Origin of the sequence: Sporosarcina highlanderae (assembly GCF_030433715.1) — a bacterium.
GTDB classification, from domain to species: domain Bacteria; phylum Bacillota; class Bacilli; order Bacillales_A; family Planococcaceae; genus Sporosarcina; species Sporosarcina highlanderae.
Map to the genome: position 1 here is coordinate 1 of NZ_JAROCC010000005.1, position 17,898 is coordinate 17,898.

Sequence of the window (17,898 nt, forward strand, 5' to 3'; positions counted from 1 at the left end):
CACGGAAAGCGTCCGCTCGGAACGAAAATCAACAGTTCCAGCATAAGCCCTCGTAAGTGGACTTTTTCAGTGGCCTCCGCAATCGGGATAGCCTCTTTTTTACATTGATAATTTATGCTGTTGTTGGTTAATCCATTTATACATGCTCTTATATAGTAACAACGAAACGACCATTAACATGATCCCTTTTATGAGATTAAAAGGAAGGATCCCTAATACGATTACATTAAATAATGCGTCACCTGTATAGGCTGGCACATTTAAAAAGTAAGTATACATCGGCAGGAATACTGCATAATTCAATACGCTCATACCTATAGCCATTGTGACAGTTCCTGTAATTAGGCCCACTGTAAGTCCTTTTGTTGATTTGATTTTATTGAAGATGAAATAGATTGGCATTATGAAAAGAATTCCTGTTACAAAGTTTGCAATCTCACCAACCGGTACACCAGTCGGACTTCCCGATAAGAACCAATGCAGTACATTCTTCAGCAGTTCTACTGCGATACCCGCAACTGGTCCCATCGTCATAATTGCTATTACTGCCGGTATTTCACTGAAATCGATTTTCAGGAATGCTGGCAGTGCTGGTAGTGGGAAATTCAACTGCATCAAAACGGTTGAAATGCTCCCAAGCATTGCGATGAGAATCATCTTTCTTAACTTCTTGTTGTTCATTTTGTTCCTCTCTCCTTTTGCGATTCACTTCAAAAGAGGAAAGGTCTGACCGTGTTTTTTTGCTGTCCAATAAAAAAACCCCAAAGCTAATACGCTTCAGGGAGAGTTTTAAAAGGCATCATTAAATAAAGGATTGACAATGAAGAGAATTCCCCACATGTCTCCCATACTTAAATAAGCACCCTTTTTGTAGACAACACAAAAAGACGGCTGCACCTTCACCTTCTCCCATCCAGACTATACTGTCGGCTCCGGAATCCCACCGGAATCAGCTGTTAAGCTCGCGGGCTAAGAAGTAAATCTTCTATTTCCGCCGGTCGGGAATTGCACCCTGCCCCGAAGATGAATCAATATTATATTACTACTCTATTGTAGATCAAAAAAAGCATTTTGTAAACTCACCTGTTTACAAAATGCTTTTATACTATGGAAGCCAAATTGGATTTGCACCAACCGGTTTCGGCAATGGTTTTGTCAGATCGTAATATATGAAATGACTCTGTTTAGTATTTTGTAATTGGATCTGCATATTGTAGCTACCCGCAGTCAACATGAGGCCTTCAATCATTTCCAACGCTTCTTCTTGGGAGATTTCTGTAAGGTCTATTTGCGAATCGAAAGTCACACTAACAATTCCATCCTCTTCAGTTACTTGGTAGTCAACTCCAGCTGGAATGACCTCTTTTACAATGTCATTTTCCGCCTTTTTCATGGCTAATAGAGCCTCAGTAACTGTTTTAGAATCTCCATGCTCATATGGGATCAAATACACTTCCCCGGACGGCATGATGTATTTGAAATAAGGCGATTGACGATTTAATGAAAAGTCCATTCCTTTTCCAATATAATCGAATACCATCGGCTTACCCTCTTCATCCACCACTTCGAAATCCTCATAATCAGTAAATGTCGCTCTCGCTGAGTCCGTATACGAGGAGAGAGTAGCTGGTGACATATCATACCCATGATTTGCGGGTAATTCGTGAATTACAGAGTTCGCCGAATTTGACAAACTTCCTTTATATGGATGATAATCATCGAATCCATAGCTCTCTTCGTCAAAAACACCTGCGTACTGCTTATAAAGGGCAATACTATCCGGATTATCAATCCCTAAATCCGCCTTTACCCTGTCATTTTGGATAAGGATAGTTACAGGGACAACGTTTGCTTCATGAATAAGTCCAAAATTGAAAAATATTATGTCTTCATGCTCATCTTTAAGGACAACATGACTTTCTCTTCCCGCCAAGGTCCTTGTTGAAAATGTCGTTGCTTCAACAGAGTCAGCTTCACTTTCTTCTTCTACTGAATCCGACTCGGCATGATTATCCATTGTAATCGATTGCTTGGCAGAAAAACTTTCATTATTCATAATTGGTTCGGATACCATATCTCGGCTGCCCTTTAACATGGAAGGCACAAGCAAGCTAAGCAATAACAAGGCGGCTACTGCAACTATACTTGGGATCCATTTTTTCACTTTCGGACGACGTGCCTCTTTCATTCGATCATCTTTTTTCAGACGCTCTAAGATTTCCGATGAAGGGCGGTCATCCTTGATTTTCGGCATTGAATGAAGGAGTTTTTCTAATTTGTCGTCATTCCATTGATTGTTTGCCATTCAACTTCCCCCTTCTTCCGAAAGAGCATTCATTTTCTTTTGTAATGCTTTAATGGCACGGTGCTGGGTTGTCTTTACTTTTCCTTCTGTCCAACCAAGTGTTTCTGCCGTTTCGGCAATGGAGAGTTCTTGGAAGTAACGTAAGACAATTACCATTTTCTGATCGCCCGTGCATGTGTTTAATACTGAAAGCAATTGCCTCATGTCCTCATTCAATGATAATAACTCATCTGGAGTACTTCCTCCGGATACAAGCTCGCTTTGTTCCCAATCAAATTTATCAAAATGATGTTTTTGCCTTACTGATTTCTTTCTGAAGTGATCGATAGCAACGTTTTTCGCAATTGAAAAAAGCCAAGTCTTTTCAGAACTTTTTCCTTCAAAACCTGAATACGCCCTTAATACACGAATGTATACTTCATGCATTAAATCCTCGGATTGATTACGGTCACCCGTCAAATAGATCAGAAAGTTAAAGATGTCCTGATGATATTGCTCATAAAGCCTGTGGAAAACGGAGTCATCCACGAAATCCCCCCGTTCAATACATTAGTCGTAATTCAAGATGAAAAGTTTCATCTTCCCATCCCGATTTTTGATACTAGGAATGTAAATCGATATGTTCCGGTCCTATCGGCAAAGTACAGTTGAAAATAGTCCCAGAAGGTTGAGCCAATTCTGCAGTAATCCGTCCTTCGTGTGATTCGATTATCGTTTTGGCAATAGCCAAACCTAAACCAGTGCCGCTCTTTCCTCTTGTCCTTGCTTTGTCCGCCTTGTAGAAACGCTCGAAAATGAATGGCAAATCTTCTTTAGGTATTCCACTTCCAGTATCTGCTACCGTAATATCTACGGTATCCCCTTTACTTTCGACATGTAATGCCACTTTTCCTCCATCAGGTGTATGGCGAATTGCATTATCAATCAGGTTTGTAAATACTTGTTCCAGTCGATCATCGTCTGCAAATAGAATTGTACTCTTGTCTTTTTCATCGTATTTCAATGATAATTCAACATTGGAGTCTCTAGCGATTTGCATAAATTTATTCATGACTCTATCCAAAAATGGTATTAGTGAAAAATGATCTTTATATAAACGCATATGCCCTGATTCCATTCTTGCGAGGTCAAGAAGGTCTGTAACAAGACGACTCATCCTTTTCGATTCATCGTGAATGATTTGCACCATCTCATTCCGCTCTTCCTCACTCGTTACTACATTATCGATAATCGCTTCACTGTATCCTTGAAGTAAAGAAATAGGAGTCCTCAACTCATGTGACACGTTGGCGATAAAGTCGGACCTGAGCTTATCTAATTTATGCTGTTCAGTCATATCACGCAACACCGCAACGGCCCCGCGGATACTATTTTCACTGTACAGCGGACTTATTGAAACGCCATAAAATTGGCCAGCTAATTCCAATTCATCTTCCACTTCTTCCGAAAAAGAAATGGCATGCTCTAACATATGGAATATTTCAGGTGGTAGTACCTTATCATTTGCCCCATTTGCGAAATACCATTTTTGCAAGAGCCGTTCAGCCTGAGGGTTACTAAGTAAAATAGAATAATCTCTGTTAAATGTTATGACAGCATCCGTCATCGAAGTCAAAATGCTAGATAATTGCTCTTTTTCCTGCTTTATCAATTCCATTTGATATTTAAGCTGTCTTCCCATTTGGTTGAAGGCTGTGGCCAACTGCCCAATCTCGTCATTTTGGGTTGCTGGAAGTCGCGTATCAAAATTCCCTTTCGACAGTTCAAATGCCGCCTGTCTCATCCCACGTAATGGAGAAGTGATTCTTGTTGAAAGGAAAAACGCAAAAATCGTAGTTAAAATGAATGCAATAAAAGCTGAAAGGAAAACAATATGTGTAGTTCTTTTCGTTGTTCGGTGGACAGCATCCAAACTTTGGTACATGACAATGGAGTTGAATGTTCCATTCATTTCTTCAAATGGATAAACAAGAACCAAGTATTGCTCCATGACATTAGTATCTTTGAGCGATGGCAACATCATTTCTTTAACAATTTTTTCATTCAATTGTAAATCCAAGAAGAACTTCGGCTCGGATAAAATCTTTTTCTCAATCTTGTCTTCGTTTAACCCTTTATGGAATGAATAATGTACTTTCTTGTTAGAATCAATGATCATTGCATTCGTTTCGTTATCCAATATATCTTGGATAATTAGTCGCATTGCAGCTTCACTATCATGATCGATAACAATTTTACCAATTGTAGTTGCTTCTCTGCGAAGCGAATCTTCTGCCTGATTCGTGTGGAAATTATCAAGAAACTCAAGAAGCAGTACGGTAACGATAAAGAGGACAAATGAAACGAGAAGCAATATGGTTGCCCATAGCTTCCCGACGATTGAGTGCCATATTCTATTCATTTGGTACCTCGAATTTATATCCGACACCCCAAACAGTTACAATCATTTTTGCTGCACTTTCGGATACTCGGCTAAGTTTTTCTCTGAGCCGTTTTACATGCGTATCAACTGTACGTAAATCCCCGAAAAATTCATAATGCCAAACTTCTTTCAACAATTGTTCCCGATCAAAAACTTTGTCCGGCGCTTTAGCCAAGAAATAAAGCAACTCGTACTCTTTAGGAGTTAAATTGACTTCTTTCCCCTCAGCAGTTACCCGATGGGCATCATGATCGATTGTCAGCTGTGGAAAGACCACAAGATCTTTTGAGCTGTTCGCTGCATTCGCATCTGGGAATGTAACAGACCGTCTAAGAATCGCTTTTACCCGAAGGACAACTTCACGCGGACTGAAAGGTTTAACGATGTAATCGTCTGCCCCAGTCTCAAATCCCGCAACCCGATCGGATTCCTCCCCTTTGGCAGTCAACAGAATTACAGGTGTCATCTTTTTAGCCTCACGTAGTTCCTGTAATACTTGTAGACCATCCTTCTCCGGCATCATTAGGTCAAGTAAAATACAATCGTAATGATTCGCAAGTGCTTTCTCAATTGCCTCTGCACCATTAATTGCCTCTTCTATTTCAAAGCCTTCACGGGAAAGATACATATTAAGAAGACGACGGATACGATCCTCATCATCCACAACTAATAACTTTACAGTTTCATCCATAATTACTATCTCCTTTCGACAACTCTCCTGCTTTCATTGTACAAGCAGTTAGAAAAAAAAGAAAGACTGCACAGCTCCTCAGTGGCTGTGCAGTCTTATCGGCTTATGCATACGAATGCAAACCGGCTATAATCAGGTTCACGGCAATTAGGTTGAACATGATGATAACAAATCCAATAACCGCCAGCCACGCTGATTTCTTACCTTCCCACCCCTGTGAAAGGCGAACGTGTAAGAATGCTGCATAGAAGAGCCAAGTAATAAGTGCCCACACTTCCTTAGGATCCCATCCCCAAAATCTTGACCATGCTTCGTGTGCCCATATCATCGCGAAGATCAATGCCCCTAAGGTGAAAACTGGGAATCCGATAAGTACGGATCGGTAACCGATTTCATCCATAAGTTGCGAATTGGCTTTCTTCGCAAATGGTTGGAATACAAGCGCAATCGGCTTTCGGAATATAAGCCGCAGCAAAAGATATAGGATTGTTCCCGTCACAACCGACCAAACAAAAGTCGTCAATGTTTTCGCATTGATAACAGCTGGCAATTCCGCCCAAGGAGTCATCGCCTCGGGTGTCTTGGCTTCATATTCATTCATGCCGAATAACGGCGGGTAATTATACTCTATTTTTGCCGGCTTCTCATTTTTATCGATATACGTAAAATGAGCTTCATAGCCAGTCATTTTGAATGTTGTCGAGGATACTACAAATCCAAGAACAAGTACAAGAGTGAACACGACGGCTTCAAGCCAAAACCGCTGTTTCGACGGTTTGGTCAAATCTACGTTCTTCAACAAATAAATCAAACCCGCCACCGCACTAATTGCAAGGATTGCCTCACCTAACGCCGCTGTAATGACATGCACTGCTAACCAATAGCTTTGCAGTGCAGGAATGAGCGGTGTAATTTCTGTCGGGAACATACTGGCATACCCAATAATAATGATAGCTATCGGCAGTGCGAAAAGTCCCAACGAAGGCGTTCGATACAAGTAGAAAATAAGAATGAAAGCCCCTACTAACATCATGGCGAACGCAGTAGTAAATTCGAACATATTACTCATCGGTGCGTGTCCCGACGCTATCCATCTTGTAATGAAATAGCCTAAGTGCGTGATAAAACCGATAATTGTAATTGAAATACCAATTTTACCCCATCTATTGTTCTTATAAGACGCCTCAGATTTCGCACCTTTTACCGCTCCACCGAAGAAAAGAGTGGCTACCAAATAGGCGATGAACGAAACTAACAGCAGATTGGCGCTTAGTGATGCAAGACTCATAATTATTTTTCTCCTTCCTCTTGCTCGATTGACTCATTATCTCGTCTATCTTCATAACTTGGCAATTTGGCAAAGTCCTTGACCTCGTCCAATTCCTTTTTTAAAGTGAACCAGTTTTTATTTGTATGGGCAGCGACTAACAGTTCTTCGCCTTCCCCTTTTTGAACCCAAATACGTCTATGGTTCCAGAAGGATCCTTGACAAACACCGATCATGAAAATGAGTCCACCTAAAAGAAGTATATATAAAGTCTTGTCTTTACGAATTGTCAGACCTGAAATATCACGTGTGTCTGCACTGACGAATTTAACCGCATATACATTTTCCTCAGTTTCTAATGTTTGCCTGATAGCGACAAAACTTTTTTCACCTTTAGGCTTGTCAGGTGTTTTCATATCAAATATGAATGCAGGGTTATTTGGAATTGGAGATTTAGAAACAGGTTCACCGTTCTCTACACCGGCATAATCCGCGTAATATCCTATCAAATTAACCTGCGCACCATCATTTAATTCATAAACACCTTTTGGATCATCAAGATCAATTGTAAACTCACCAAAAGACTTCCCAGTTTTCTTTTCCACTAACTGCATTGTCATCGATTTAAGTTCATTCAGACGATAATCCATTTGAAAAATGCTGTACCCCTCAAATTTCAGTGGTTTATTGACAATTATCGAATAGTCTTTTACAAGATCCATATCCGTAGATCCAGGTAGAAGATTCTCTTTCTTTTTGTATAAAGTTACATCTGTTTGATAATTTTTTACAATAGTACCTACTCTGTCAAGGGCAGCCCCAAAGACTTCATCGGCTTCCTCTTTTGTATAATATTCTATACTAAAATCTTTACTCTTTAAATAGAACTCCGGTGCACCAGGTATTGAACGTAATTCACCTTCACGGATCCACATCGTTTCATCGACATAGAAACCCGGAATACCACGTAACAGGATACCGAACAGGAAAATGATTAAGCCCGTATGATTGACATAAGGACCCCAACGAGAAAAACGTCCTTTTTCGGCTAAGATTGCGCCGTCTTCCGTTTTCACGTTATATTTCATTTCCTTCAATTTTTCCGCTGCATTGGTTAATGCAAGATCCGGATTCTCTGAAGGTCCTAGACCGTAAACCCGTTGTCTTTTCATGAATGAAGTATGGCGCTTGGTCCGCTGTTTCTTCAATGATTTATAAAGTGGGATGACCCTGTCCACACTAGCGATAATGATGGATGTCCCAAGCATTCCAATTAGTATCTTAAACCACCAGCTATTGTACATGTCATAGAAGCCCAATTTGTAATAAAGGGTTCCAATGAAGCCATATAGTCGTTCATAGTAATCTAACATGTCTTCTTCACGTACTGGTACGTAAAACTTTTGAGGAAATAAAGTACCGATTGCCGAAGTGGCAAGTACCGCAACAATGATGCTTACACCAATCTTTACACTCGAGAAAAAGTTCCAAATCTTATCGATGATCGACCTTTTATAAGTCTGTGACCTACGGGCAGAGCCTTCGTAACGCATATCGACGACATCGCTATTTTTAGCTTCCTCTGTCATTGGTCTGCCACATCGTTCACAAAGCACTATTCCAAATGGGTTGTCATGACCACATTGGCATTTGACGATTTTACTCATGATTACGAACTCCTTATTAAGGCTGGATGCTTTCCATGTAGGAAATGATTTCATCCCTTGTCATTTCCGTGATTATGATCTTTTGTATTCTTCCATCTTTATCGATAAGGAAAGTCGTAGGGAGTGGTTGAATATTGTAAAGTTCCCTGATGTCCTTTGTCTTATCTATAACAATTGGAAATGAAAGGCCATATTGGTCTCGGAATGTTTCCACCTTCAAATTGGATTCACCACTGTTTACTGATAAAACATGAACACCTTTATCCTTGAAAGCTTTGTACTGCTCTTCCATATCTGGCATTTCTCGTTTACACGGAGGACACCATGTACCCCAGAAATTCAGAAATACACCTTTACCTTTATAATCAGATAATCGATGCTTGTTCCCATCTATGTCGACGAGTTCAAAATCCGGTGCCTTGTCACCTACCGCAAGAACTTTCACCTTATCTTTTGAAACAATGGAAAAAATAATAGCTGCCGCCAATAAAAGAAGAACTACGCTTCGAAAAATAAGGCGTGATTGCTTTTTTTTCGCCTTGGACAATTGGATAGCCCCCCCTAACGATAATAATATTCCGACTCTATTATAGCAAAACAACACTCATTAGATTTTGGAAGTAATGATAGCTTTGTGAACAAATCAGAAGCGCAGGGTGGCGGATAAAAGCCACCCAAGATTTATCCGATTTTTCCGGTTTCAGCAAGTACTCTCAATTGTTTTACTTCATGAGTCGTCAGTTCACGTGCTTCTCCTGCATTTAAACCGTGAGTAGTCAGCATCGCGAAAGACTCTCTTCTCAATTTTTGAACAGGACACCCGATCGCATCGAACATCCTGCGCACTTGTCTGTTTCGCCCTTCATGGATTGTGATTTCAACAATTGCCGTACCCGTCTTTTTATCGAACGATTGCATCTTAACTCTCGCGGGTGCCGTCATGCCATCTTCAAGTTCTATTCCACGTTCAAGTCTTTTCAACGCACTGCGCTCGGGAATCCCTTTTACTTTTGCCACATATTTTTTGTGAATCCCAAACTTCGGATGAGTCATCAAGTACGAGAAATCACCATCATTCGTCAAAATAATAATGCCCGATGTATCAAAATCCAGTCTTCCGACAGGGAATATCCGCTGTTCCACCATAGGGAGCAGATCAAGGACAGTCTTTCTGCCTTTATCATCACTTACAGTTGATATGTATCCTCTCGGTTTGTAAAGCAAGTAATAGACGAACTCTTCCTTAACAAGCTCGACCCCTTCGACTTCAACTCTGTCAGCACGTGTAACCTTTGTGCCTAATTCAGTTACAACTACTCCATTCACTTTTACTTTCCCATCGACGATTAGCTTTTCCGCTTTTCTTCGGGATGCAACGCCTGCCTGGGCCAATACTTTCTGTAATCTTTCCATATCGTCACCTTCCTTCTACCTCAAAAAATTATGTCATATTTCACTGCAAATGAAAAGAAGACCGACCTGTATATAGTCAGTCTTCCCGAAATAATCCTACCAACACAATTTCTAAGTACAATTTTGAACTTTTCTTCTTACTTAATTATCTCCAATTCAGCTGTAATCAGCACTTCATTATCCAATGAGACAGTCCATGTTCCCTTGCCTTTTTTGCCTTGGTTTCGTGGAATATATACAACATGAGACACCCTATCCTTCTCTTGCTTATTTAGAAGTAAGACAATGGGGCGTTTCAACTTCCCATTCACACCTGGCAATATTTTGTATTCACCTTTTTTGGCAACAGTTACAAGATCATATTTACTAAATGTTTCATTCGCCAGAGACTCATGTGTGTTCCAATCATTTCCGTTATTCAGCGTAACGACAATTAGGCTTTTACCATCCTTCTCAAAATACGTTACGAGAGTCCTACCAGCGGCTTTTGTGAATCCAGTCTTTCCGGCTATGACTGTTTTATTGGTATGAATAAGACGGTGTTTGTTTCGCCAGCTTCTCACTTCATCACCTTTACGATAGACAAAGTTCTCGGTTGAAGCGATTTTTCTGAACTCCTGATTTTTCATCGCGAAATATAGCATGAGACCTGTCTCGTAGGCAGTTGAAAGATGTTCATCATGATGAAGTCCTGACGGATTTTTAAATGTTGTCCTTTCAAAACCATATAACTTCGCCTTTTCATTCATCAAATCAACGAAGCCATCAACAGACCCACCAGCATGTTCCGCCAATGCAAATGCTGCATCGTTTCCTGATCGTAACATCAACCCGTATAACAACGCATCGCTATCCATTCGTTCACCTTGTTGTGTATAGATAGACGAACCTTCTGCTGAAGCTGCCGCAGCTGAAATCGTAATTTCACCGCCTGCAGCACCACTTTCGAGGAAGGTAAATGCAGTCCAGATTTTAGTCAAACTGGCTATCGGCAACTGAAGGTTTTCATTGGATCCACTTAACAGACGGCCGGTGTCTGCGTCTATTACCGCCCATGCACTTCCCATTGCAGCATCTTTCGAGTCTCCTTGGAATGGTGTTAATACAAGGGATAAGAGAAGGACAATTACTACTATCGTCCGCTTCAATCATTGTTTCCTCCTTCATCAGTCATTTCGAATGCTTCTTGGAATTTCGACATAAACAAATCAGTATCTCCAAACGGTTCTTCGTCACTATCAACTAAAGGTGGCAACATATCAATCGACTCTAGCCCAAATTTGTCCAAAAATAATTCAGTCGTCCCATAAAGTATGGGTCGTCCACTACTTTCTAAACGCCCTTTTTCCATGATGAAACCTTTCGCTACGAGTGTTTGTATCGGACCATCAGATTTCACTCCTCGTAAGTCATCTATTTCTACCCGTGTCACGGGCTGTTTATACGCGATAATAGCCAATACTTCAAGTGACGCCTGTGTAATTGGGTTTCTTGTCGGATTTTCAAGCATACGTAGAATGTCATCGGCATATTCAGCCTTTGTCACAAGTCGATATGAACCTCCGTACAGTCGCAAAGTAATGCCTGCACATGATCGATTTTCGTAATTCAAACGAAGTTGCTCCGCAATTATAACAGCGGATTCCTCATCCGTTTGAAGCAAGGTTGAAATGTTTTTCAACGTTAAACCGTCATCTCCCGCAATAAATAAAAAACTTTCAAGCATGCCGATGATCCTGTCATCAATTGTTTCCATAACTCTCCTCCATCCCGGTTGTAACAGTCATTTTCCCGAAATTATTATCTTGTAAAACGACAATATCTGACCGTTTCATTAACTCTAATAACGATAGAAATGTTACAACTAATCCTTCTATATCCCCTGATTCAAACAGCGAATCAAAGTCACAGCTACCGCCTTGTCTTTCAAGTATAATCATTATGTGATCCATCTTTTCACTTACAGAAATCTCTGATCTCATAATATTGGCTGTTAGTGGCGCACGAAGTTTCTTTCGTTCGAGCATTTTTTGAAAGGCACCAATCAGGTCAAACACATTCAGTTTGTCCTCTGTTTCAGGTGCAACCAATTCTCCATATTGAGAAAGGTCCCCAGGAAGTTTCGTAAAGTGAACTGATCGTTCTTCTGCGGATTCCTTTAATGTGATTGCTGCCTCTTTGTATTTTTTGTATTCGATCAAACGAGCAACCAGTTCGTCCCTCGGGTCTTCTTCCATTTCGAAGTCTGATGATTCGTCTAACGCTTCTCCTTCATGTACTGGCAATAACATTTTGCTTTTAATTTCAAGTAAGGTGGCTGCTAACACCAAATACTCGCTTAGTTCGTCCAATTTCAGGACACGCATGGCATGGAGGTGTTCAATATATTGGTTTGTAAGTTCAGCCATTGGGATATCATAGATATCGATTTCAAGTCGGTTGATTAAATGTAATAATAGATCCAGAGGCCCTTCAAAGGCTTCCAATTTCACTTTGTACGTCATAGTATTCCTCCATGCATTTAGTACTGGATTTACTGTAGTTTGTATATAGAAAGGAATGAATTATCTAAATGGACCCTACTTATCATCCGCTATTCTTAAAGTTTATTTGTTATTTTAATAAGAATCAAGACTACTTCGAATGTCACGAGGTTCTTGAAGAGTATTGGAAATCGATCCCGAATTACACGAAAGAGCATCCATTAACTGCGTACATCCTTTTATCTACCGGACTTTATCATTGGAGAAGAGACAATTTTAATGGTGCGTTTCGTACTCTATTAAAAGCTAAGCAAAGAATGCTTGACCAAGATTGCCATATGTCGGGTATCGATGGCGAAAAACTAGTAAAAGATATTAATCAATCAATAGATAAAGTGAAAAATACTGAGCCATTTTCACTTTTTACATTGTCATTAACCTCTGAAAAATTGAAAGTATTAGTAGAAGAAACTGCGTCTACAATGGAACTTCTTCCTCGAAACAGTAACGCTGTCATTCATAAACATATGCTAAGGGATCGTAGTGATATTCTTGAACAGCGGGAAAAGAAAAAGGGCAGACCATTTTGATCTGCTCCTTTCTCTTATTTCAAGTCATCTTCCCTGTTCAAACACTTCGCCATAAAGGACTTTGTATATTCATTACTTTTACATTCAAAATTAGGGTAAAGTTCCGCTAACTTCACAATCATTTCACTACCGATTCCCTCACCACGAAATGAGGGATTTACAGATAAATGCATGACCGTATATGAATTTTCATCCACTTCTACTCCGACCAGGCCGATGAAGTCTTCACCCTGTTTAAGAAGATATAGGTGCCAGCAGTCATCATTTTCATACTTATATATCGTTTCCTGCAGTTTTTTAACGACCTTTTCTCCTGGCATATACGATAGCAATCCCATTGCAATTTTCTCATATGCCTTTTTATATCGTAAAAGTATCATTAGGAGCCCCTTCTTTTCAAAAAATCCTCATTTTTTATCGTACCATTATGAAAATGGCTACTTCTGCTGAATAAACCTAATCGTACATGATATAGGGGGATATATCAATGATCGATAAAGTTTATTTATCCAAACCTGCTAAAGGGGCGATAAAGTACCAGTACACTGCCCCCCAGATAAGCGCGATGAAAATGATGATTAAAAAAAGGGTGAAATTACGCTTTCTCATAGTGATACTTCCTGTCCAGTCTTTTGAAGTGGGAGATCCAGTCTTATGATATCTTCATAAGTTTCTCTTCGGACAACTAATTGATGCTGCCCATTTTCACAAAATACAATGGCTGGCTTGGGTAGGCGATTATAGTTGCTGGCCATGGAGTATGTGTAGGCACCAGTGCAAAATACAGCTATGAGATCACCTTCTTCAGGTTCTGCTATGAAGGCATCTTCAATAATTTTATCTCCAGATTCACAACATTTTCCGGCAATAGTAACTTTATCGGAATGTGGGGACATCATCCGATTTGCCGTAACAGCTGTGTATTTTGCACCATAGAGCGCCGGTCGAATATTATCCGACATGCCTCCATCGACAGCGACATAAGTTCTTACTCCCGGAACTTCTTTCATGCTCCCAGTCGAGTAAATTGTCGTTCCTGCGTCACCTACGAGTGATCGGCCAGGCTCTATCCAAATCTCAGGCAAAGGATAGTTATGCTTTCTTGTCATCGAAAGAACGACTTTTTCCATTTCTTCTACATACGTTGACGGGGCAAGCGGTTTATCATCCATTGTATAGCGAATTCCAAAACCACCGCCAAGATTAAGGACAGTACAAATGAATTTGTATTTCTCACGCCACTCAATCATTTTATCCATTAATGCTTCTGCTGCAAAACGGAAAGCATCAGTTTCAAAAATCTGTGATCCGATGTGGCAATGCATACCTAACAAAGTAATATATGGGTGGTTGTACAATTGCAGGAATGCATCATCAGCCTGTCCGTTCTTTAAATCAAATCCGAATTTGGAATCTTCTTGTCCAGTCGTGATGAAATCATGTGTTTCAGCATGGACCCCTGGAGTGACTCGTAAGAGGATTTGCATCTTCTGTTGACGTGCTTCAGAGATTTCCTTGATCATCTCTATTTCCAAAAAATTATCAATTACAATGCATCCTATCTGTTCATCAAATGCATATTGAAGTTCTGTATAGCTTTTATTATTTCCGTGAAAATGAATCTTCTCACGCGGGAAATCAGCCGCGGCTGCTGTGTAAAGCTCCCCTCCTGAAACTACATCAAGAGAGAGGTCCATCTGTTTTGCAACCTCATAAATCGCAATAGAGGAAAAAGCTTTGCTTGCATATGCAACCTGAGCTTTAATGCCAGCTTTTTTGAATGTTTCTTTGAAGGCAATTGCCCGTTCGCGAAAAAGAGCGATATCATAGACGAGTAAAGGCGTGCCATACACTTGGGCAAGATCTACTGTATCCACGCCGCCTATCGTCAAATGGCCAAGTTCATTCACCGATTGAGTTCCATATAGGTGCATATTCCATTCCTCCAAGTCATATTTATAAAACTTTATCATATTTGGAAGGCAGGAAGCAATCCTTTACGACAGCCTATTCCTATTAGGAGAATCTGTAATGAATGGTCTCGGGGCATCAATTGTCATTGGATATCTTATAATAATCCGCTTCATTGCAGTCGGGAAAAATGGTATTAGCGGCCATAGATAAGGGACGCCCATCGGTTTCAGGGATGATAGGTAATATACAAGGAATGCAATGCCCAAAAAGAATCCAGGAGCACCCAATATAGCGGTCAATATAAGTATAAAGACCCTGAATATCTTCGTCGTTAGGCTCAATTCAAATGAAGGAATGGCAAACGTAAATATCGCACTGACAGCGACGTATAATATTACCTCTCCAGTAAACAGTCCAACATCGATTGCCACTTGTCCAATTACAATTGCAGCAACTAACCCCATTGCTGTCGACATAGGCGTAGGTGTATGGATGGCAGCCATTCGCAACACTTCTATACCGATATCTGCTATGAGTAATTGCACAATTAACGGAACTGATCCCGGATCATTCGGGCCGATATAATTAAGCATTACCGGCAAATGTTCTTGATGGGTTGCAAGCAAATACCAGAATGGAAGCAGTAACATGCTAAGCAACGCTCCAAATAGGCGGAGCCATCTAACAAAGGTTCCTGTAAATGGAGACTGCCTATATTCCTCAGCATGCTGCAAGTGATGGAAAATCGTTACAGGAACTAAAATCGCTGAAGGTGATGTATCGACGATAATGGCGATATGCCCTTCTAACAGATGAGCAGCACAAATATCCGGCCTTTCCGTAAATCGGACAAACGGCATTGGTTGGAATCTTTGCTTAAATAGAAATTCTTCCAAAGATTTATCTGTCATCGTAAGTCCGTCATGCTTTATTTCATCAAGTCTTTCACGTATGTACGAAAGGTGCTCCTCACTGGCAGCACCTTTCATATAAGTGATTGCAACATCCGTTTTACCATTTAATGAAGTTTGATGCATTTCAAAGCGAAGGTCCTCGGTCTTTAATCTTCTCCTCACAAGAGCGGTATTAATTATGATATTTTCAGTGAATCCGTCCCTTGAACCTCTTATGACTTTTTCCGTGTCAGGTTCCTCAGGATTTCTTCCTGGAGAACTTCTTAAATCCGCGACGAACACATATCCATTCGGCAAAACAAACCCGACTAATCCACTTAAAATACTCGTAAGTAATGTATCCCGTTCATTTACGTCTTCGAGAGCGTAGAAAGGAAAATAACTCAGAAACCATTCTGGATCATCTTTATCCTCGTCGTTTTTTTCGAATCCTTCTTGCATTTCCACCAGTAAAGTTGTCAATGTCGGCCCATCGATCAGACCGTTAATATAAAACATAAGAGAGGGCATGCCCCATAGATTGATGTTTTTTGCAGTGGCATCGAATGTTTCGTTTACGCCAAACTTACTTTGAAACCAACTTTCCGCTTCTTTCATAGATGTGAATAACTTTGCCATTATGTTAATCCGCCCTCACTTTTTTGTCACTTTCATCTTGTTGGGAGCTCATCCATGTCTTCAATTGGGCAAGTATCTTTTTTTCCAAACGGGAAACCTGTACTTGGGAAATGCCGATTCTTTCGGCAATATCACTTTGTGTGTAGTCAAGATAATACCTCATATAGATGATTGTCTGATCACGTTTATTAAGTTTTGAAACTACGTCTCTGAGAGGTATATGATCGAAAAATCTTTCAGAACGATCGTCCCGAAGCTGATCCATCAATGTCAAACTATCGCCTTCATTTTCATAAAGTTGCTCATGAAGGGAAGCTGGATCTCTTAATGCATCGGACGCTAAAATCACCTCATCGACAGTTACTTGCAACGCCTCAGCTATTTCTGAAACGGAAGGGGATTTACCATGGTTTTTAATATAATCATCCGTTGCATGTCGGATTTTAAAACTTAATTCGCGAATCGATCTACTTACTTTCACCATGCCATCATCTCTCAAGAAACGTTGAATCTCCCCAACTATCATAGGCACCGCATAAGTGGAAAATTTCACATCATAGGTCAAATCAAATTTGTCTATCGATTTCATAAGACCGATGCAGCCGATTTGGAACAGGTCTTCAAGGTCTGCTCCTCGCGATGCAAAGCGCTGAACAATGGACCAAACCAGTCGAGTATTCCCCTCAACCATCATGCGTCTTGCGTCCTTATCCCCATCTTGCGATTGTTGGATAAGATCTCTCATTTTTTCCTGGGACAAAAGAGCATCTTGTCTCTCAACAGATGTATCCATCGGTCACCTCATTCTGCTTACTTCCGTGACCGGAGAAAACGTTTTCTCAAATCGAACTACCGTTCCACTTCCAAGCATTGACTCGACAGAGAGACTGTCTGAAAAGCTTTCCATAATCGTAAACCCCATACCTGATCTTTCCAATAAAGGCTTTGTCGTGAACATAGGCTCCATCGCTTGTTCAACATCGAAAATTCCTTCACCTTGATCCTCAACTGTCATAATAATCTTGTTATCATCAATAACAGCATGAATTGTGACCAAGCTTTTTCCATCGCAATTATAGCCATGGATAATTGCGTTGGTAACAGCTTCCGAGACAATTGTTTTAAACTCCGAAATCTCTTCGAGTGTCGGATCTAATGGTGTGATGAAACAAGTCATCGCCATTCTTGCCAACGCTTCATTTTCTTCAATCGCAACGAACGATAATGTCATTTCATTTCTCATATAAGACCCCTCCGATTTCACCAATTACACTGTCGACAGAGCCACGCCTGATATTAGGACCCAAACCAGAAAAGGAAAAAATCTTTTCCATTGTCGCTGATGGATTTAGGATGATGGTTTCCCCATTGTAAGGTGCGAGGTCGCGCATCCTTCCTAAGATAAGTCCAATCCCTGCGCTGTCCATGAATCCAAGACGGCTCAAATCCCAAACGATTCCCCGTATTTTCCCCGTGAAGATAGAAGAAGATATTGTGGAACGAATCTTGTTTGCTTCCAGATTGTCCAACTCCCCTGATAGTGTTACAACCATTATTCCATCTATTTGATTAATTTCAGCCATGCTGAATCCCTCCTTTATGCGGAACTATTCA

General features: G+C 40.5%; 19 protein-coding genes and 1 riboswitch. Of the genes, 1 reads left to right on the forward strand and 18 read right to left on the reverse strand.

The window, feature by feature from the left end:
• Positions 1 to 99 precede the first annotated feature (99 nt).
• The 12 genes from P5G49_RS07390 to P5G49_RS07445 all read right to left on the reverse strand — a co-directional run bounded on the left by P5G49_RS07390 (position 100) and on the right by P5G49_RS07445 (position 12,269).
• Positions 100 to 681 (reverse strand): ECF transporter S component, encoded by a 582-nt coding sequence (locus P5G49_RS07390; protein ID WP_301242857.1) that lies wholly within the window; start codon positions 679 to 681, stop codon positions 100 to 102.
• 216 nt (positions 682 to 897) lie between these two features.
• Positions 898 to 1,029, reverse strand: a riboswitch (FMN riboswitch).
• A gap of 76 nt (positions 1,030 to 1,105) precedes the next feature.
• Positions 1,106 to 2,305, reverse strand: coding sequence for a hypothetical protein (locus tag P5G49_RS07395; protein ID WP_301242858.1), 1,200 nt, complete (start codon positions 2,303 to 2,305; stop codon positions 1,106 to 1,108).
• Positions 2,306 to 2,833: an RNA polymerase sigma factor SigX gene (locus P5G49_RS07400; RefSeq protein ID WP_301242859.1), complete on the reverse strand. Its 528-nt coding sequence runs from the start codon at positions 2,831 to 2,833 to the stop codon at positions 2,306 to 2,308. It abuts the gene before it with no gap.
• A gap of 73 nt (positions 2,834 to 2,906) precedes the next feature.
• A complete protein-coding gene (locus P5G49_RS07405) occupies positions 2,907 to 4,706 on the reverse strand; it encodes an ATP-binding protein (RefSeq protein WP_301242860.1) in 1,800 nt (599 codons plus the stop codon).
• The gene (locus P5G49_RS07410) at positions 4,699 to 5,418 is read right to left on the reverse strand and encodes a response regulator transcription factor (RefSeq protein ID WP_301242861.1); all 720 of its coding nucleotides are present in this window, start codon (positions 5,416 to 5,418) and stop codon (positions 4,699 to 4,701) included. The genes P5G49_RS07405 and P5G49_RS07410 overlap by 8 nt, the downstream gene beginning before the upstream one ends.
• 103 nt (positions 5,419 to 5,521) lie before the next feature.
• The gene (ccsB, locus tag P5G49_RS07415; RefSeq protein ID WP_301242862.1) at positions 5,522 to 6,706 is read right to left on the reverse strand and encodes a c-type cytochrome biogenesis protein CcsB; all 1,185 of its coding nucleotides are present in this window, start codon (positions 6,704 to 6,706) and stop codon (positions 5,522 to 5,524) included.
• A gap of 2 nt (positions 6,707 to 6,708) precedes the next feature.
• Positions 6,709 to 8,352, reverse strand: coding sequence for a cytochrome c biogenesis protein ResB (gene resB / locus P5G49_RS07420; RefSeq protein ID WP_301242863.1), 1,644 nt, complete (start codon positions 8,350 to 8,352; stop codon positions 6,709 to 6,711).
• A 16-nt stretch (positions 8,353 to 8,368) separates the two neighbouring features.
• A complete protein-coding gene (resA, locus tag P5G49_RS07425; protein WP_301242864.1) occupies positions 8,369 to 8,899 on the reverse strand; it encodes a thiol-disulfide oxidoreductase ResA in 531 nt (176 codons plus the stop codon).
• Between the two features lie 134 nt (positions 8,900 to 9,033).
• A complete protein-coding gene (locus P5G49_RS07430) occupies positions 9,034 to 9,765 on the reverse strand; it encodes a pseudouridine synthase (RefSeq protein WP_301242865.1) in 732 nt (243 codons plus the stop codon).
• 137 nt (positions 9,766 to 9,902) lie between these two features.
• Positions 9,903 to 10,913 (reverse strand): D-alanyl-D-alanine carboxypeptidase family protein, encoded by a 1,011-nt coding sequence (locus P5G49_RS07435; RefSeq protein ID WP_301242866.1) that lies wholly within the window; start codon positions 10,911 to 10,913, stop codon positions 9,903 to 9,905.
• A complete protein-coding gene (gene scpB, locus P5G49_RS07440; protein ID WP_301242867.1) occupies positions 10,910 to 11,521 on the reverse strand; it encodes an SMC-Scp complex subunit ScpB in 612 nt (203 codons plus the stop codon). The genes P5G49_RS07435 and scpB overlap by 4 nt, the downstream gene beginning before the upstream one ends.
• The gene (locus tag P5G49_RS07445; RefSeq protein WP_301242868.1) at positions 11,508 to 12,269 is read right to left on the reverse strand and encodes a segregation/condensation protein A; all 762 of its coding nucleotides are present in this window, start codon (positions 12,267 to 12,269) and stop codon (positions 11,508 to 11,510) included. The genes scpB and P5G49_RS07445 overlap by 14 nt, the downstream gene beginning before the upstream one ends.
• A gap of 68 nt (positions 12,270 to 12,337) precedes the next feature.
• Here P5G49_RS07445 and P5G49_RS07450 point away from each other — a divergent pair, with 68 nt between their 5' ends.
• The gene (locus tag P5G49_RS07450) at positions 12,338 to 12,838 is read left to right on the forward strand and encodes a DUF309 domain-containing protein (protein WP_301242869.1); all 501 of its coding nucleotides are present in this window, start codon (positions 12,338 to 12,340) and stop codon (positions 12,836 to 12,838) included.
• 14 nt (positions 12,839 to 12,852) lie between these two features.
• Here the strand turns inward: P5G49_RS07450 and P5G49_RS07455 are convergent, their stop codons facing one another.
• From P5G49_RS07455 to P5G49_RS07480, 6 genes are all read right to left on the reverse strand, one after another.
• Positions 12,853 to 13,215, reverse strand: a complete 363-nt coding sequence (locus P5G49_RS07455; protein ID WP_301243115.1) for a GNAT family N-acetyltransferase — start codon at positions 13,213 to 13,215, stop codon at positions 12,853 to 12,855.
• 228 nt (positions 13,216 to 13,443) lie between these two features.
• Positions 13,444 to 14,772, reverse strand: coding sequence for a diaminopimelate decarboxylase (lysA, locus tag P5G49_RS07460; RefSeq protein WP_301242870.1), 1,329 nt, complete (start codon positions 14,770 to 14,772; stop codon positions 13,444 to 13,446).
• Between the two features lie 63 nt (positions 14,773 to 14,835).
• Positions 14,836 to 16,284 (reverse strand): spore germination protein, encoded by a 1,449-nt coding sequence (locus P5G49_RS07465; protein WP_435877197.1) that lies wholly within the window; start codon positions 16,282 to 16,284, stop codon positions 14,836 to 14,838.
• 4 nt (positions 16,285 to 16,288) lie between these two features.
• Entirely contained in the window at positions 16,289 to 17,077 is a 789-nt protein-coding gene (locus P5G49_RS07470; protein ID WP_301242871.1) for a SigF/SigG family RNA polymerase sporulation sigma factor, read from the reverse strand.
• A 3-nt stretch (positions 17,078 to 17,080) separates the two neighbouring features.
• A complete protein-coding gene (gene spoIIAB / locus P5G49_RS07475; protein WP_301242872.1) occupies positions 17,081 to 17,527 on the reverse strand; it encodes an anti-sigma F factor in 447 nt (148 codons plus the stop codon).
• A complete protein-coding gene (locus P5G49_RS07480) occupies positions 17,517 to 17,867 on the reverse strand; it encodes an anti-sigma factor antagonist (RefSeq protein WP_301242873.1) in 351 nt (116 codons plus the stop codon). The genes spoIIAB and P5G49_RS07480 overlap by 11 nt, the downstream gene beginning before the upstream one ends.
• Positions 17,868 to 17,898: the final 31 nt, after the last annotated feature.

Coding starts and splice junctions, on each gene's coding strand:
- resB (WP_301242863.1), bottom strand. CDS start 8,352: ATGAGTAAAATCGTCAAATGCCAATGTGGTCATGACAACCCATTTGGA.
- P5G49_RS07410 (WP_301242861.1), bottom strand. CDS start 5,418: ATGGATGAAACTGTAAAGTTATTAGTTGTGGATGATGAGGATCGTATC.
- P5G49_RS07470 (WP_301242871.1), bottom strand. CDS start 17,077: ATGGATACATCTGTTGAGAGACAAGATGCTCTTTTGTCCCAGGAAAAA.
- P5G49_RS07430 (WP_301242865.1), bottom strand. CDS start 9,765: ATGGAAAGATTACAGAAAGTATTGGCCCAGGCAGGCGTTGCATCCCGA.
- spoIIAB (WP_301242872.1), bottom strand. CDS start 17,527: ATGAGAAATGAAATGACATTATCGTTCGTTGCGATTGAAGAAAATGAA.
- P5G49_RS07480 (WP_301242873.1), bottom strand. CDS start 17,867: ATGGCTGAAATTAATCAAATAGATGGAATAATGGTTGTAACACTATCA.
- lysA (WP_301242870.1), bottom strand. CDS start 14,772: ATGCACCTATATGGAACTCAATCGGTGAATGAACTTGGCCATTTGACG.
- P5G49_RS07390 (WP_301242857.1), bottom strand. CDS start 681: ATGAACAACAAGAAGTTAAGAAAGATGATTCTCATCGCAATGCTTGGG.
- P5G49_RS07445 (WP_301242868.1), bottom strand. CDS start 12,269: ATGACGTACAAAGTGAAATTGGAAGCCTTTGAAGGGCCTCTGGATCTA.
- P5G49_RS07450 (WP_301242869.1), top strand. CDS start 12,338: ATGGACCCTACTTATCATCCGCTATTCTTAAAGTTTATTTGTTATTTT.
- P5G49_RS07465 (WP_435877197.1), bottom strand. CDS start 16,284: ATGGCAAAGTTATTCACATCTATGAAAGAAGCGGAAAGTTGGTTTCAA.
- ccsB (WP_301242862.1), bottom strand. CDS start 6,706: ATGAGTCTTGCATCACTAAGCGCCAATCTGCTGTTAGTTTCGTTCATC.
- scpB (WP_301242867.1), bottom strand. CDS start 11,521: ATGGAAACAATTGATGACAGGATCATCGGCATGCTTGAAAGTTTTTTA.
- P5G49_RS07395 (WP_301242858.1), bottom strand. CDS start 2,305: ATGGCAAACAATCAATGGAATGACGACAAATTAGAAAAACTCCTTCAT.
- P5G49_RS07405 (WP_301242860.1), bottom strand. CDS start 4,706: ATGAATAGAATATGGCACTCAATCGTCGGGAAGCTATGGGCAACCATA.